The sequence below is a fragment of the Isoptericola jiangsuensis genome (assembly GCF_002563715.1).
GTDB lineage: Bacteria > Actinomycetota > Actinomycetes > Actinomycetales > Cellulomonadaceae > Isoptericola > Isoptericola jiangsuensis.
Map to the genome: position 1 here is coordinate 1,539,281 of NZ_PDJJ01000001.1, position 16,167 is coordinate 1,555,447.

The 16,167-nt window shown below is 74.6% G+C and carries 12 protein-coding genes; all 12 read left to right on the forward strand.

Going from position 1 to position 16,167, the window contains the following annotated elements; all coding sequences use genetic code 11:
- Positions 1-245 precede the first annotated feature (245 nt).
- Positions 246-3,566 carry an isoleucine--tRNA ligase gene (ileS, locus tag ATJ88_RS06960; protein WP_098463191.1) on the forward strand — a complete coding sequence of 1,107 codons (3,321 nt, stop codon included), beginning with the start codon at positions 246-248 and terminating at the stop codon, positions 3,564-3,566.
- The gene (locus ATJ88_RS06965; RefSeq protein WP_098463192.1) at positions 3,563-4,975 is read left to right on the forward strand and encodes a bifunctional folylpolyglutamate synthase/dihydrofolate synthase; all 1,413 of its coding nucleotides are present in this window, start codon (positions 3,563-3,565) and stop codon (positions 4,973-4,975) included. Before ileS ends, ATJ88_RS06965 begins: the two co-directional genes overlap by 4 nt.
- A 108-nt stretch (positions 4,976-5,083) precedes the next feature.
- Complete coding sequence (gene dhaK, locus ATJ88_RS06970) at positions 5,084-6,079, forward strand: dihydroxyacetone kinase subunit DhaK (protein ID WP_098463193.1); 996 nt, start codon at positions 5,084-5,086, stop codon at positions 6,077-6,079.
- Complete coding sequence (gene dhaL, locus ATJ88_RS06975; RefSeq protein ID WP_098465183.1) at positions 6,073-6,726, forward strand: dihydroxyacetone kinase subunit DhaL; 654 nt, start codon at positions 6,073-6,075, stop codon at positions 6,724-6,726. The genes dhaK and dhaL overlap by 7 nt, the downstream gene beginning before the upstream one ends.
- Positions 6,723-7,478, forward strand: coding sequence for a dihydroxyacetone kinase phosphoryl donor subunit DhaM (gene dhaM / locus ATJ88_RS06980; protein WP_098463194.1), 756 nt, complete (start codon positions 6,723-6,725; stop codon positions 7,476-7,478). Before dhaL ends, dhaM begins: the two co-directional genes overlap by 4 nt.
- A 56-nt stretch (positions 7,479-7,534) precedes the next feature.
- Entirely contained in the window at positions 7,535-8,140 is a 606-nt protein-coding gene (locus ATJ88_RS06985) for a TetR/AcrR family transcriptional regulator (RefSeq protein ID WP_098463195.1), read from the forward strand.
- A gap of 91 nt (positions 8,141-8,231) precedes the next feature.
- Positions 8,232-9,893 carry an MDR family MFS transporter gene (locus tag ATJ88_RS06990; RefSeq protein WP_098463196.1) on the forward strand — a complete coding sequence of 554 codons (1,662 nt, stop codon included), beginning with the start codon at positions 8,232-8,234 and terminating at the stop codon, positions 9,891-9,893.
- Complete coding sequence (locus ATJ88_RS06995; protein WP_245852200.1) at positions 9,890-10,339, forward strand: DUF4233 domain-containing protein; 450 nt, start codon at positions 9,890-9,892, stop codon at positions 10,337-10,339. The genes ATJ88_RS06990 and ATJ88_RS06995 overlap by 4 nt, the downstream gene beginning before the upstream one ends.
- Before the next feature lie 68 nt (positions 10,340-10,407).
- Positions 10,408-10,848, forward strand: a complete 441-nt coding sequence (ndk, locus tag ATJ88_RS07000; protein ID WP_098463197.1) for a nucleoside-diphosphate kinase — start codon at positions 10,408-10,410, stop codon at positions 10,846-10,848.
- 152 nt (positions 10,849-11,000) lie between these two features.
- Positions 11,001-14,558 (forward strand): chromosome segregation protein SMC, encoded by a 3,558-nt coding sequence (gene smc / locus ATJ88_RS07005; protein ID WP_098463198.1) that lies wholly within the window; start codon positions 11,001-11,003, stop codon positions 14,556-14,558.
- Between the two features lie 10 nt (positions 14,559-14,568).
- Positions 14,569-14,895: a hypothetical protein gene (locus ATJ88_RS07010; RefSeq protein ID WP_098463199.1), complete on the forward strand. Its 327-nt coding sequence runs from the start codon at positions 14,569-14,571 to the stop codon at positions 14,893-14,895.
- A 30-nt stretch (positions 14,896-14,925) separates the two neighbouring features.
- The gene (gene ftsY / locus ATJ88_RS07015) at positions 14,926-16,080 is read left to right on the forward strand and encodes a signal recognition particle-docking protein FtsY (protein WP_098465185.1); all 1,155 of its coding nucleotides are present in this window, start codon (positions 14,926-14,928) and stop codon (positions 16,078-16,080) included.
- Positions 16,081-16,167 lie beyond the last annotated feature (87 nt).

The following is a 16,167-nucleotide window of genomic DNA, read 5'->3' on the forward strand; positions in this document are numbered from 1 at the left end:
GTCGACCCGGCCATCACCGGCGAGCCTCCGGAAGAACGGCCCCGCGGCACGCGGGCGCCCAGTAGAACCGGACGGGTAGGCCCGTCACAGCCGTCAACGAGCGGCGGACCCGAGTCGGGTCCGCAAGCGGGGTGGTACCGCGGCCCGGCAGGCCGGGCGTCCTCAGGGCGCCGGGCGCCGTCGTCGTCCTCGTGGCTGCACGACGACCCGAACCACCGCCCGACCGTTCGTTCAGGAGCCCACCCATGGCCTATCCCCTGCACCGCTCGTCCGAGCCCTCCGGCACCCCCGGGGAGGCGTTCGGCATCGCCGGCGTCCCTGCGTCCCCGCGCCTGCCGGACATCGAGCGCGACGTGCTGGCCTACTGGGAGGCCGACGACACGTTCCAGGCGTCGGTGGCGAAGAACCCGGCGGGCGAGAACGGCGAGAACGAGTTCGTCTTCTACGACGGCCCGCCCTTCGCGAACGGCCTGCCGCACTACGGCCACCTGCTGACCGGCTACGTCAAGGACGTCGTGCCGCGCTACCAGACGATGCGCGGCAAGCACGTGGAGCGCCGCTTCGGCTGGGACACCCACGGCCTGCCCGCGGAGCTGGAGGCGATGAGCCAGCTCGGCATCAAGACGAAGGACGAGATCGTCGAGCTCGGCATCGGCACGTTCAACGACGCGTGCCGCGCGTCGGTGCTGAGGTACACGTCCGAGTGGCGCGACTACGTGACCCGCCAGGCGCGCTGGGTCGACTTCGACCACGACTACAAGACGTTCAACCCCGACTACATGGAGTCGGTGATGTGGGCGTTCTCGGAGCTGTACCGCAAGGGCCTCGTCTACTCCGACTTCCGCGTGCTGCCGTACTGCTGGAACGACCAGACGCCGCTGTCCAACCACGAGCTGCGCATGGACGACGACGTCTACCAGAACCGTCAGGACCCGGCGGTCACCGTCGGGCTGGACGTCCTCGACGTGCCCGCCGGCAGCGTGCTGCGCGCCGGCGACAAGCTGCTCGTGTGGACGACGACCCCGTGGACCCTGCCCTCGAACCTGCTGGTCATGGTGGGCGAGGACATCGACTACGTCGTCGTGGAGTCCGCGTTCACGGGCACCGTCCAGCGGTACGTGCTGGCCGAGGCCCGCGTGGCGGCGTTCGCCCGCGAGCTCACCGACGACGGCACCGAGGAGCCGCGGGTGGTCGCCCGCCTCACGGGCGCCGAGATGCTCGGCACGTCGTACACGCCGCCGTTCTCCTACTACCAGGGCCACGAGAACGCGCACCGCGTCGTCGCCGCCGACTTCGTCACCACCACGGACGGCACCGGCCTGGTGCACTCCGCGGGCGCGTTCGGCGAGGACGACAAGATCGTCTGCGACCGCGAGGGCGTCGCGTCCGTCATGCCGGTCAAGGCGGACGGCACGTTCGTCCACCCCGTCGACGAGTACGCGGGCCTGCAGGTGTTCGACGCGAACGGCCCGATCATCGACCACCTCAAGGCCGCCACCCGCGGCGAGGCCGAGACGGGATCCGTCACCGCGGGCACGGTGCTGCTGCGCCGCGAGACCTACGACCACTCCTACCCGCACTGCTGGCGCTGCCGGCAGCCGCTGATGTACATGGGCGTGTCGTCGTGGTTCGTCGAGGTCACCAAGATCAAGGACCGCATGCTGGAGCTCAACCAGGAGATCTCCTGGACGCCGGAGCACATCCAGGACGGCCAGTTCGGCAAGTGGCTCGCGGGCGCCCGCGACTGGTCGATCACCCGCAACCGGTTCTGGGGCTCGCCCGTGCCGGTGTGGGTCAGCGACGACCCGACCTACCCCCGCACCGACGTGTACGGCTCCTTCGCCGAGCTGGAGCGGGACTTCGGCCGCCTGCCGCTGGACGCCGACGGGCAGCCGAACCTGCACCGCCCGTTCATCGACGAGCTGACCCGCCCGAACCCGGACGACCCGACGGGCCGCTCCACCATGCGCCGCGTCGAGGACGTCCTCGACGTCTGGTTCGACTCCGGGTCCATGCCGTACGCCCAGGTCCACCACCCGTTCGAGAACGCCGACTGGTTCGAGCACCACTACCCGGGCGACTTCATCGTCGAGTACATCGGCCAGACCCGCGGCTGGTTCTACACGCTGCACATCCTGGCCACCGCCCTGTTCGACCGGCCCGCGTTCCGCTCCGCGATCTCCCACGGCATCGTCCTCGGCTCCGACGGCCGCAAGATGAGCAAGTCCCTGCGCAACTACCCGGACGTCAACGAGGTCTTCGACCGCGACGGCTCCGACGCGATGCGCTGGTTCCTCATGGCCAGCCCCATCCTGCGCGGCGGCAACCTCGTCGTCACCGAGGAGGGCATCCGCGACGCCGTCCGCCAGGTGCTGCTGCCCCTGTGGAGCACCTACTACTTCTTCACCCTGTACGCGAACAGCGCGACCGGCACCACGGACGCGGGCACCGGCTACGTCGCGCAGCCGGTCACCGCGGAGCGCGTGCCCGGCCTGCCGGCGCTGGACCGCTACCTGCTCGCCCGCACCCACGACCTCGTGGCCACCGTCACCGCCCAGCTCGACGCCTACGACATCGCGGGCGCCTGCGAGACGGTGCGCGAGCACCTCGACGTGCTCACCAACTGGTACGTGCGCACCCAGCGTGACCGCTTCTGGGCCGAGGACCCCGACGCGTTCGACACCCTGCACACCGCGCTGGAGACCCTGACGCGCGTCATGGCGCCGCTCGCCCCGCTCCTGGCCGAGGAGATCTGGCGCGGCCTCACCGGCGGGCGCTCCGTGCACCTCGCCGACTGGCCCACCACCGCCGAGCCCGCCCTCGTGGCCGACGACGCCCTCGTCGCCGCCATGGACGAGGTCCGCGCCGTGGTGTCCACGACCCTCGCGCTGCGCAAGGCCCACCAGCTCCGCGTGCGCCAGCCGCTCGCCCGCCTCACCGTGGCGGTGCCCGACCCGGAGGCGCTCGCGGACTACGTCGGGCTGCTCACGGGCGAGCTCAACGTCAAGGCCGTGGACCTGGTGACGGCCGACGCGGAGGCGTCCGGGCGGTTCGGCATCACCGAGCGGCTCGCCGTCAACGCCCGCGCCGCCGGACCGCGCCTCGGCCGGGGCGTGCAGGCGGTCATCAAGGCCGCCAAGGCCGGTGCGTGGACGCGCGACGCGGACGGCGTCGTCGTGGTGACCACCGACGACGGCCCCGTCGAGATGCTCGCCACGGAGTACGAGCTGACGACCGTCGTGGGGGAGCAGGCCGGCGGGGGAGAGGTCGCCGCGAGCGTCCTGCCGGGCGGCGGGTTCGTCGTCCTCGACCTCGCGCTCGACGACGCCCTGCGTGCCGAGGGCTACGCCCGTGACGTCGTCCGCGACGTGCAGGACGCGCGCAAGGCCGCCGGCCTGGAGGTGAGCGACCGCATCGCGCTGGAGCTCGACGTCCCGGCCGCGCACGTCGCGGACGTCGAGGCGCACCGCGACCTCGTCATGCGCGAGACCCTGGCGGCCACCCTGGCCGTCACCGGGACGGACGGCGCCGAGCGCGTCGTCCGCGTCGCCAAGGAGGACGCGTGAGCAAGGACGCCCAGGCCCGTGCGGCCGAGCGGAAGGCGGCCCGCGCCGCCGCGGAGGACGCGGCGGCCCGGGCGGACCTCCAGCGGGTCTACGAGCACATCGTGTCCCGCGCGCCGGAGCACGACGTCGACCCGACGATCGACGACCGCGTCGGCCGCCTGCTCGAGATGCTCGGCGACCCGCAGCACGCGTTCCGGGTCGTGCACCTCACGGGCACCAACGGCAAGTCGTCGACCGCGCGCATGACGGAGCGGCTGGTGCGCGAGCACGGCCTGCGCACCGGCCTGTTCACCTCGCCGCACCTGACGAGCGTGACCGAGCGCATCCAGGTCGACGGCGAGCCGTTGAGCGCCGCCCGGTTCGTCGACGTGTGGAACGACGTCCACCCGTACGTGCAGATCGTCGACGCCGAGCTCACCGCTGCCGGCAAGTCGCCCCTGCACTTCTTCGAGGTGCTCACCGCGATGGCGTTCGCGGCGTTCGCGGACACGCCCGTGGACGTCGCCGTCGTCGAGGTCGGCATGGGCGGCACGTGGGACTGCACCAACACCGCCGACGGCGAGGTCGCGGTGATCACACCGGTGGGGATCGACCACGAGAAGTGGCTCGGTTCGACGCCCGCGGAGATCGCGTCGGTCAAGGCGGGCATCGTCAAGCCCGGCGCGACCGCCGTGTCCGCCGCCCAGCTCCCGGAGGTCGACGAGGTCCTGCGCGACCGGGTCGCCCAGGTCGGCGCGCGGCTCCTCGCCGAGGACGACGACATCGCGGTCGTGGACCGCCGCGTCGCGGTCGGCGGACAGCTCGTCGCGCTGCGCACCCCTGCGGCGACCTACACCGAGGTGTTCGTCCCGCTGCACGGCGAGCACCAGGCGCACAACGCGCTCCTGGCGCTGGCCGCCGTCGAGCAGCTCCTCGGCGGGCGCGCCCTCGACGGCGGTGTCGTGGAGACGGCGTTCGCCGACGTCTCCGTGCCCGGCCGCCTCGAGCTGGTGCGCTCCAGCCCCACGGTGCTCGTGGACGTCGCCCACAACCCGCACGGCGCCCGCGCCCTCGTCGCGGCGCTGGACGAGGCGTTCACCCTGCGCACCGTCGTCGGCGTCGTCGGGCTCATGGCCGACAAGGACGCCGAGGGGCTGCTCGCCGAGCTCGAGCCCGCGTTCTCCCACGTCGTGATCACCCGGTCCTCGTCGCCGCGGTCCGCGGACCCGCACGACGTCGCCGAGGTCGCGCGCGACGTGTTCGGCGACGACCGCGTGCACGTCACCGAGCGGCTCGACGAGGCGCTCCAGGTCGCCACCGACCTCGCCGAGGCCGACGACGTGGTGGGCGTCGGCACCGGTACGGGCGTCGTCGTGACCGGCTCGGTCGTCACCGTCGCCGACGCGCGCATCCTCCTCGGCCGTCCGTGAGGCGCACCCGGTCGGCCCGCCGCGCACGGCGGGCCGACCGGGCGCTGCGTGCGACGCCCGGCGGGTGTTGGATGGTGACGGAACGACCGTGAAAGGGGTGCTAGGGCGATGAAGAAGCTGCTGGACGACCCGGCCGAGGCGGTGACCGACGCGCTGCAGGGACTGGCCGCGGCGCACCCGGACCTCCTGACCGTGCACCACGACCCGACCTACGTGCAGCGCAAGGGCGGGACGCCGCCGGGCCACGTGGGCGTGGTCAGCGGCGGCGGCTCGGGCCACGAGCCGCTGCACACCGGGTTCGTGGGGTCGGGGATGCTCGACGCCGCCGTCCCCGGGGCGGTGTTCACCTCGCCGACGGCCGACCAGGTGGCCGCCGCGCTGAAGGCCGCCGACGGCGGGGCCGGGGTGCTGGCCGTCGTGAAGAACTACACCGGTGACGTGCTCAACTTCGAGACGGCGGTCGAGCTCGCCGAGATCGACGGCGTGCGGGTGGAGAGCGTGCTCGTCAACGACGACGTCGCCGTCGAGGACTCGATGTACACGGCGGGCCGCCGCGGGGTCGCGGGCACGCTGTTCGTCGAGAAGGTCGCCGGGGCCGCCGCCGCACGTGGCGACTCGCTCGCCGGGGTCGCGGAGGTCGCCCGGCGTGCCGTGGCCCGGGTGCGGACCATGGGGGTGGCGCTCACCGCGTGCACCGTCCCGCACGTCGGTCGGCCGAGCTTCGACCTGCCCGACGACGAGGTGGAGATCGGGATCGGCATCCACGGCGAGCCCGGCCGGCACCGCATCCCCGCCTCGGGGGCCCGTGACATCGCGACCCGGCTGATCGACGCCGTGCTCGACGACCTGGGGACGACCGGCGGCGAGCAGGTCCTGCTGTTCGTCAACGGCATGGGCGGCACGCCGCTCAGCGAGCTGTACGGCACGTACGCGCGCGCCCGGGAGGTCGTCGAGGCGCGGGGCGTGGAGGTCGTGCGCTCGCTCGTCGGCTCCTACGTGACGTCCCTGGAGATGCAGGGCGCGTCCGTGACGGTGGCCGTGCTGGACGACGAGCTCACCGAGCTGTGGGACGCGCCCGTGCGGACCGCGGCGCTCGCATGGTGACGGCCCTCGACGTCGAGTGGGCGGTGCGCTGGGTGCGGTGCGCGGCCGCGGACGTGCGCGCGCACCGCGACGAGCTGACCGAGCTGGACCGGCTCATCGGCGACGGCGACCACGGCGTCAACATGGACCGCGGGTTCACCGCCGTCGTCGCACGTCTCGACGGACCCGACGGCGCGGCGCTGGAGACGGTGGGGCAGGTCCTCCAGCTCGTCGCGACCACGCTGATGTCGACGGTGGGCGGCGCCGCCGGGCCGCTGTACGGGACGGCGTTCCTGCACGCCTCCCGCGTGACGGCGCGCCCGGTCCTGGACGCCGCGGGCGTCCTGGCGCTGGTGGAGGCCGCCGCCGAGGGCATCGCGTCGCGGGGGCACGCGGTGCCGGGGAACAAGACGATGGTGGACGCGTGGCACCCGGCCGTCGAGGCGGCGGGGGAGGTCGTGGACGGCGGGGACGCCCTGGTCGTGCTGCGGGCCGCGGCGGACGCGGCCGGAGCCGGGGCGCTGGCCACGATCCCGATGACGGCCACCAAGGGCCGCGCCTCCTACCTGGGGGAGCGCAGCGCGGGCACGCAGGACCCGGGCGCCTGCTCGACGGCCCTGGTCCTGGCGGCCGCCGTGACGGCCGCGGAGCAGGCGGGAGCGTCGTGACGGTCGGTCTGGTGCTGGTGTCGCACTCCGTGCGGCTCGCCGAGGGCACGGCCGAGCTGGCCGCGCAGATGGCCCCGGACGTCGTGGTGCGCTGCGCCGCGGGCGGCCCGGACGGCGGGCTCGGCACGTCGTTCGACAAGGTGGTCGGGGTGCTGGCCGAGGTGCTGGCCGAGGTCGACGGTGCGGTCGTGCTCGCGGACCTGGGCTCGGCGGTGCTGACCGTCGAGAGCGCGTTCGAGCTGGACCCCGACCTGCCGCGCCGGGCCCGGCTGGTCTCGGCGCCGTTCGTCGAGGGGGCGGTGGCCGCCGCGGTGACCGCGCAGCAGGGCGCGGGGCTGGAGGCGGTCGCGGGGTCGGCCCAGGACGCGGTCCGGTCGATCGGCGCGGGCCCCGTGCTGGAGCTGGTCGAGGCGACGGCCTCGGACTCGCCCGCGGCGGTGGCCACGACGGTCCCGGGCGAGGTCGTCGGCCGTCCCGCGGCGCCGTCGTCGGCCGACGACGTCACGGCGGCGGTGCGGATCCGCAACCCCCTGGGCCTGCACGCGCGCCCCGCGGCCGTGGTGGCCCGGGCGACGGCGGAGCTCGGGGTGACGGTGACGATCGACGGGGCGGACGCCTCGAGCGTGCTGCAGCTGATGTCGCTGGGCACGTCGGAGGGGCAGGTCGTCACGGTGGCGGCGCGGGGGCCGGGGGCCGAGGGGGCGGTGGCGCTGGTGCGGGGGCTCATCGAGGGCGGGTTCGGCGAGGTCTGACGCACGTCACATCATCTGCATTGACTGCAAAGTTGCACGGGGTGCAAGATGGGCCGGTGAGCCCTGCCGACCCCACCGGACTGCGCGAGCGCAAGAAGCGCGCCCGCGCCGCCCGCATCGCCGACGCGGCCCGCCTGCTCGTCCTCGACCGCGGCCTCGACGCCGTGACCGTCGAGGAGATCGCCGCCGCGGCCGAGATCTCGCCGCGCACGTTCTTCAACTACTTCGAGTCCAAGGACGACGCCGTGCTCGGCCAGGGCTCGTTCGACCTCGACCCGCACGTCCGCGAGGAGTTCGTCGCCGGGGGCCCCACCGGACGCCTCCTCGCCGACCTCGACCCCCTGGTGCGCGGGCTCCTGGACGCCCTCGTCGGGCACGCGCCCCAGGCCGTCGCGCAGACGCTCGAGATCCTGGAGCGCGAGCCCCGCCTGCTCGGTCGGCACTTCGCCTGGTTCGAGCGCCACAAGTCGCATGTCGTCGGCCTCTTCGAGCGCCGTCACGCGGTCGTCCCGCTCCCCGCCGATCCCGAGACCTGCACCATGGTCGTCTTCGTCGTCGCCCGCGCGGCGATGGACGACTGGGACCGGACCGGCCGCGAGGGCGACGTCGGCGACCACGTCCCCGTCGCCGTCGACCGGCTCGGCGCGATCTTCACCTCCTGACCCGTCGGACGGCGGCCCGCACCACGCGTGGGCCCCGCCCCGAGGTCCCCTCCCTCCCCACCGGCGCCCGCGCCACGACCCGAGGTACCCCATGAGCCACGCCGACCCGACCGCTCCCGACAAACCGCTGGTGGTGCTGGACCAGCGCACCGTCTGGCTGATCTTCGGCGCCCTGCTGGCGTCGATGTTCCTGTCCTCGCTCGACCAGACGATCGTCGGCACCGCGATGCCCACGATCGTGGGCGAGCTCCACGGCGTCTCCCACCAGGGCTGGGTCATCACGGCCTACATCCTGGCCGTGGCGATCGCCATGCCGCTGTACGGCAAGTTCGGCGACCTCTACGGCCGCCGCTGGCCGTTCCTCGTCGCGATCGGCCTGTTCACGCTCGCGTCCGCGGGCGCCGGGTTCGCCGACTCCATGGGCGCGCTCGTCGCCTGGCGTGCCGTCCAGGGTCTCGGCGGCGGCGGGCTGATGATCCTGTCGCAGTCGATCATCGCCGACATCGTCCCCGCCTCCGAGCGTGGCAGGTACATGGGTCCGCTCGGCGCGCTGTTCGGCGTCTCGGCCGTGCTCGGCCCGCTCCTGGGCGGCTGGCTCACCGAGGGTCCCGGCTGGCGCTGGGCCTTCTGGCTCAACATCCCCGTGGGCATCGCCGCGTTCGCCGTCGCCTGGTACACGCTGAAGCTGCCCTCGCACCGCTCCTCCCGGCCGGTCGACCGGGCCGGCATCGTCTCGATGGCCGTGGCGACCACCGGCATCGTGCTCCTCACGAGCTGGGAGTCGATCGCCGGGGACGGCTACGACTGGTCCGACTGGCGCCTGACCGGCCTCGTCGTCGCCACCCTCGCCGCCGTCGCGACCTTCGTCGTCGTCGAGAACCGTGCGGCCGAGCCGCTCATCCCGCTGCGCCTCTTCAGGAACCGCACCTTCACCATCACCACGCTCATCGGGCTCGTGCTGGGCATGGGCATGTTCTCCGCGATGGCGATGGTCCCGACGTTCCTGCAGATGTCCACGGGTGCCGGGGTCACGGAGTCCGGCTGGCTCATGCTGCCGATGATGGCGGGCGTCATGCTGACGTCCATCGTCTCCGGTGTCGCCGTCTCGAAGTCGGGCCGCTACAAGGCGTACCCGATCGTCGGTCTCTCGGTGGTCGCCCTGGCGATGGCGTGGATGACCACGATGTCCGGCGACATGTCGATGTGGCTCTTCAGCGCGATGATCTTCACGCTCGGCGCCGGCATGGGCCTCGTCATGCAGATCATCGTGCTGGCCGTGCAGAACGCGGTCGACCCGCGCGAGCTCGGCACCGCGACCAGCGCGAACAACTTCTTCCGCGAGATCGGTGCCGCGGTGGGCACCGCGCTGTTCACCACCATCTTCACCACGCGGCTGACCGACAACCTGGCCGAGGTGTTCGCCGGCGTGCCGACGGGCGTGGCGCCGGGCGGGGAGAGCCTGACCCCGGCCGAGGTGCAGGCGCTCCCGGAGCCGCTGAAGTCCGGCGTCGTCGACGCCTTCGCGAACGCCCTCGCACCGTCGTTCTGGTACCTGGTGCCGCTCGTGCTGGTCGGTCTGGTGCTCGCCTTCTTCCTGCCCGTCATCAAGCTGTCCGACGTCGCGGGGATGGTCGCGCGCGGCGAGGCCGTCACCGACCCCGCGGACCTCCCGGCCGCGACGGGCACCGCCGGGTCCGCCGCGGACGTCGCCGGGGCCGAGGCGCGCCCGGTGGCGGATATCCTGGAACGGTGAGCAGCAGGAAGAAGGACGACCGCCCCGTCCCCGGGGACCGGATCACCCCGCGCAAGGCGGCCAAGCCCCAGTTCGCCTCGACGGTGCTCCAGCTCGAGGCGTTCGTCGTGGCGTTCGCGGCCCTCGCGATGTTCGGGCTGCGCGACTCGGTGTTCGAGAAGGGGCTGCTCGTCCTGGACTCGACCGCCGCGATGTGGACCCTCACCGGCGTGCTGTTCGTCGTCCTCATGGTGCTGTCGCGCATGGTGACGCGGCCCGGCGGCTACGTCGCCGGGACGGTCGTCCAGGTGCCGGTGCTCGCCCTCGGGCTGCTCCTGCCGATGATGTACCTCGTCGGCGGCATCTTCGTGGTCATGTGGTTCGTCGCGCTGCGCCTCGGCGAGCGGGTCGACACCGAGCGCGCCGCCTACGACGCGGAGCACCCGGAGACCGCGCCCAACACCTGACGCCGGTCCGGTCCCCTCTCGCGGGGGACCGGTCCGGGCGGGGGCGGTCGCGCCGATAGGGTGACCGCATGACCGAACCGACCACCGTCACCGTCGAGCGCACGCTCGTCCTCGTCAAGCCCGACGGCGTCCGCCGGGGCCTGTCCGGCGAGATCCTGCGGCGCATCGAGGCCAAGGGCTACACGCTCGCGGCCGTCGAGCTCCAGCACGCCACCACCGAGGTGCTCGCGCAGCACTACGCCGAGCACGAGGGCAAGCCGTTCTACGCGCCCCTCGTGGAGTTCATGCTCTCCGGTCCCGTCCTCGCGGTCGTGGCCGAGGGCCAGGGCGTCATCGCCGGGTTCCGTTCCCTGGCGGGCGCGACCGACCCGACGGCCGCCGCCCCGGGCACGATCCGCGGCGACCTGGGCCGCGACTGGGGCCTCAAGGTCCAGCAGAACCTCGTGCACGGCTCCGACTCGACCGAGTCGGCCGAGCGCGAGATCGGCCTCTGGTTCCCGAACCTCTGATCGAACCCCCGCCGTGGGGAGGAAGAGTGCGGCCCCGACACCCGTCGGGGCCGCATTCTCTCCACCCGCAGCGGGACGGGCGGTGGCCCGGACCCGGGGAACGCCGCCGCAGATGCCCGGATCGGCGGCGCCCGGCGGCTAGGCTCGCCGACGTGCACCTCAAGACGCTCACTCTCCGGGGCTTCAAGTCGTTCGCCTCGGCGACGACGCTGAGCTTCGAGCCCGGGATCACGTGCGTCGTCGGACCCAACGGCTCCGGCAAGTCGAACGTGGTCGACGCCCTGTCCTGGGTGATGGGGGAGCAGGGCGCCAAGTCGCTGCGCGGCGGCAAGATGGAGGACGTCATCTTCGCCGGGACGTCCGGCCGCCCCCCGCTCGGCCGCGCCGAGGTCGCCCTGACGATCGACAACACCGACGGCGCGCTCCCGATCGAGTACACCGAGGTCACGATCTCGCGGACCCTGTTCCGCAGCGGCGGGTCCGAGTACGCCATCAACGGCAGCTCGTGCCGGCTGCTCGACATCCAGGAGCTCCTCAGCGACTCCGGCATCGGCCGCGAGATGCACGTCGTGGTGGGCCAGGGCCAGCTCGACGCGGTGCTGCGCGCCACCCCGGAGGACCGCCGCGGTTTCGTCGAGGAGGCCGCGGGCGTCCTCAAGCACCGCAAGCGCAAGGAGAAGGCGCTGCGCAAGCTCGAGGCGATGCAGGGCAACCTCGCCCGCCTCACCGACCTCACCGCCGAGCTGCGCCGCCAGCTCGGCCCGCTCGGCCGGCAGGCCGAGGCCGCCCGCCGCGCCCGCGTCGTGCAGGCCGACCTGCGCGACGCCCGCGCCCGCCTGCTCGCCGACGACCTCGCCCAGCTCGGCGCCCGGCTCGACCAGGAGCGTGCCGACGAGGCGGCGCTCGCCGAGCGCCAGACCGCGACCGAGGCCGCGCTGGACGCCGCGCGGTCGCGGCTCGCGCGGGCCGAGGTCGACGCGTCCCGGGCCGCACGGGCGGCCGCCGCCGCGAACGACACGTTCCACGCCCTCGGCGCGGTCCGGGAACGGCTGCGCGGCGTGGCGTCGCTCGCCGACGAGCGCGTGCGGCTGCTCGGCGTCACCGAGCCCACCCCGCAGGGCCAGGACCCCGACGCGCTGGAGGCGCAGGCCGAGCGGGCGCGCGCGTCCGAGGCCGAGCTCACGCGCGAGGTCGAGCTCGCCCGCACCGCCCTGGGGGAGGCCGAGGCGCGCCGGGCCGAGGCCGAGCGGGCCGCTGCCGACGCCGAGCGGGAGGTCGGCACCCTCCTGCGCGGCGCGGCCGACCGTCGCGAGGGCCTGGCCCGCCTCGCCGGGCAGGTCGCCGCCCGCCGCAGCCGCGTCGAGTCCGCGGACGCCGAGCTCGACCGGGTGCGCGCGCAGCTCGTCGAGGCCGAGCGCCGGGCCGAGGCCGCCGCACGTGACTTCGCGGCCCTGGAGTCCGAGGTCACCGGCGCCGAGGCCGGCGAGGAGGGCCTCGACGCCGAGCACGAGGCCGCCGCCGACGCCCTGGAGGCCGCGCTCGCCGCCGTCGCGGAGCTGGAGGCCGCCGCCGCCACCGCCGAGAAGGACCGGTCCACGTGGTCCGCGCGGGTCGAGGCCCTCGAGCTCAGCCTCGACCGCAAGGACGGCGCCGGCGCCCTGCTCGCGGGCGACCAGCCCGGCGTGCTGGGGTCCGTGGCCGCGCTGCTCGGGGTCGAGCCCGGCTACGAGGCCGCGGTCGCCGCCGCGCTCGGTCCGCTCGCCGACGCCGTCGCCGTCGAGTCGCTCGGTGCGGCCGTCGACGCGATCCGCACCCTGCGCGACGACGACGCCGGCCGCGCCGGGATCGTCGTCGGCGGGAGCCACCCGGACGTCGTGGCGCCCCGCACGGGCTCCGGCCGGCCCGTGCTGGACGTCGTCACGGCGAGCGGCGCCACGGCCGCCGCGCTGCGCACCCTGCTGGCGGGCGTCGTCGTCGTGGAGGACCTCGCCGAGGCGCGCGCCCTCGTCGCGGCCGAGCCGGACGTCGTGGCCGTGACCCGCGCCGGGGACCTGCTGGCCGCCACCCGCGCGTCGGGCGGGTCGGCCGCCGCGCCCAGCGTGCTGCACCTCACCGGCGCGCTGGACGAGGCGCGGGCGGGGCTCGACGACGCCCTCGCGCGGGCGCGACGCTGCGCCGACGGCCTCGTCGAGGCGCGTGCCGCCCGGGACGCCGCCCGCGTGCGCCACGACGACACGCTCGCCCGGCTGCACGAGTCCGACGCGGCGCTGGCCGCGGTGGCCGAGCAGCTCGGCACGCTCGGCTCCGCGCGCCGCGCCGCCCAGACGGAGGCCGACCGGCACCGGCAGGCGGTCGAGGCCGTGCGGGCGCGGCGCGAGGCCGACGAGGCCGAGCTCGCGGGCCTGGTGGCCCGGCTGGAGGTCGCCGAGTCCGAGCCCGCGGGGTCCGAGGCCGACCTCGTCCGCGCCACGGCGGCCCGCGACGCCGCCCAGACCGCCGCCACCGCCGCCCGCCAGGGCGAGACCGAGGACCGGCTCGCGCTGCGCACCGCCGAGGAGCGCGCCCGCGCCGTCGCCGGCCGGGCCCAGGGCCTGGCGCGCGCCGCGGAGCAGGAGCGCCGGGCCCGGGCCGAGGCCGCCGCCCGGGCACGCCGGCGGGCGGAGCAGGCCCGCCGGGCCGCCGAGGTCCGCGCCGACGCCGACGTCGTCCTCGCCGCGCTGGCCACCTCCGTGGACCGCGTGACCGCCGAGCGGGCCGCCGCCGAGGCGGACCGGGCGACCTCCGGCCAGGAGGTCGCGCAGGCGCGCGGGGACGTCGACCGCCTCACCCGTGAGCTGCGCGAGCTCACCGACGCGGCGCACCGCGACGAGGTGGCGCGCGCCGCCCAGGTCGCCCGCTGGGACCAGCTGCGCTCCCGGGCGACCGACGAGCTCGGCACCGACCCCGAGGTGCTCGTCGAGGAGTTCGGCCCGCACCGCGACGTGCCGGTCCCGCGCCCCGACGACGCCGCCGAGGACGACCCGGACCCCGACCCCGTGCCCTACGTGCGGGCCGAGCAGGAGAAGCGGCTCGCCGCCGCCGAGAAGGCGCTACGCCGGATCGGCACCGTCAACCCGCTCGCGCTGGAGGAGTTCGCCGCCCTCGAGGAGCGGCACCAGTTCCTCGCGACCCAGCTCGCGGACCTGCGCAAGTCCCGCGAGGACCTGCTGCACATCGTCGCCGAGATCGACGACCGCGTGCAGCAGGTGTTCGCCGAGGCCTACCAGGACACCGCGGCACAGTTCGAGCGCGTGTTCGCCCGGCTCTTCCCCGGCGGGGAGGGCAGACTGGTGCTCACGGACCCGGGGGACCTGCTCACGACCGGCATCGAGGTCGAGGCGCGTCCCGCGGGCAAGAAGGTCAAGCGGCTCTCCCTGCTCTCGGGCGGGGAGCGGTCCCTCACGGCGGTCGCCTTCCTGGTGGCCATCTTCAAGGCGCGGCCCAGCCCGTTCTACGTCATGGACGAGGTCGAGGCCGCGCTCGACGACGTCAACCTGGGCAGGCTGCTGGACATCTTCCGCGAGCTGCAGGAGGACTCCCAGCTCATCGTCATCACGCACCAGAAGCGCACGATGGAGGTCGCCGACGCGCTGTACGGCGTCACCATGCGCGGCGACGGTGTGACGACGGTCATCTCCCAGCGCCTGCGAGAACCCGCCGAGGCAGGGTGAGAATATGGACATGGTCACCTTCGTCGTCTGGCTCGTCGTCACGCTCCTGCTCGCCTCGGCGGTATTTCTCGTGGCCAGCGTGATGGAGCGTCGTGACGGCGACGACGACATCCGGGGTGCGCGGGCCTTCGTGCGGGACTTCCGCGGCGGCCTGCGCCGGCACCGCTCCGCCGTGCCGAAGTCGGTCGACACCGACATGGACGCCTTCTTCGCCGCGAACGTCGAGGACGCCCCCGGCTACGTCGACGCGGACGAGCTCTCCGACGTGCTGCACCGCGCCCAGGGGCGCGTCCGGCTCCCGCACCACTCGTCGACCCAGGACCGCGCCGACGCCTGATCCGTGCCCCGTCTGGGAGACTGGGGCACCGTGACGGACTTTTCCTGGCTCTGGATCCTGCTCGGCGTCCTGGTCGTGGCCGGTGCCACCACCGCGCTCGTCGTGCCCCGCCGTCGTGGCCGTGGCGCCACGACCCTCGACGCCCCGCCGCCCGCCGCGGCCCCCGCCCCCGCCGACGACGCCCCGACGGACGTCGACGTCGCCCCGGTCGGGCAGGACGCCGCCGTCGCGCCGCCCCTCGAGGTCCCGGAGCCCGCGGCCGGGCGCCTGGTCCGGCTGCGCGACCGCCTCGCCCGCTCGGGCTCCCCGCTCGGCGCGCGGCTGCTCAGCGTGCTGTCGCGGGACACCCTCACCGAGGACGACTGGGACGAGATCGAGGAGACCCTGCTGCTCGCGGACCTCGGCACCGGCCCCGCCGAGGAGCTCCTGGAGGCGCTGCGCACCCGGGTGCGCGTGCTGGGCGTGCGCGAGCCCGCCGCCGTGCGCGAGCTGCTGCGCGAGGAGCTGCTGCGGGTCGTCGACCCGACCCTCGACCGCTCGCTCGCCCTCGACCGTCCCGTCGTGGACGGCGTCACCAAGCCGGCCGTGATGATGGTCGTCGGCGTCAACGGCACGGGCAAGACCACCACGGTGGGCAAGCTCGCCCGCGTGCTCGTCGCCGAGCACCGCAGCGTCGTCCTCGGGGCGGCGGACACGTTCCGCGCGGCCGCCGCCGACCAGCTCGAGACCTGGGGCTCGCGCGTCGGCGTACCGACGGTGCGTTCCGCCAAGGACGGGGCCGACCCGGCCGCGGTCGCGTTCGACGCCGTGCGCCGGGGTGTCACCGACGACGTCGACGTCGTGCTGGTCGACACCGCCGGCCGCCTGCAGAACAAGGCGGGCCTCATGGACGAGCTCGGCAAGATCACGCGCGTCGTCACGCGGGAGGCGCCGCTCGGCGAGGTGCTGCTCGTGCTCGACGCGACGACCGGCCAGAACGGCATGCAGCAGGCCAAGGTGTTCGGCGAGGTCGCGGGCGTGACCGGCATCGTGCTGACCAAGCTCGACGGCACCGCCAAGGGCGGGATCGTCGTCGCGGTGCAGCGCCGGCTCGGCGTCCCGGTGAAGCTCGTCGGCCTCGGCGAGGGGCCGGACGACCTGGCGCCGTTCGTGCCGGAGCAGTTCGTCGACGGCATCCTCGGCTGAGCCGCAGGCTCGGCCGGCACGGACCCGGCCGACACCGGTTCGGTCGGGACCGGGCGGGCCCCGCGGCAGGTTGCGGGTCGGACACGG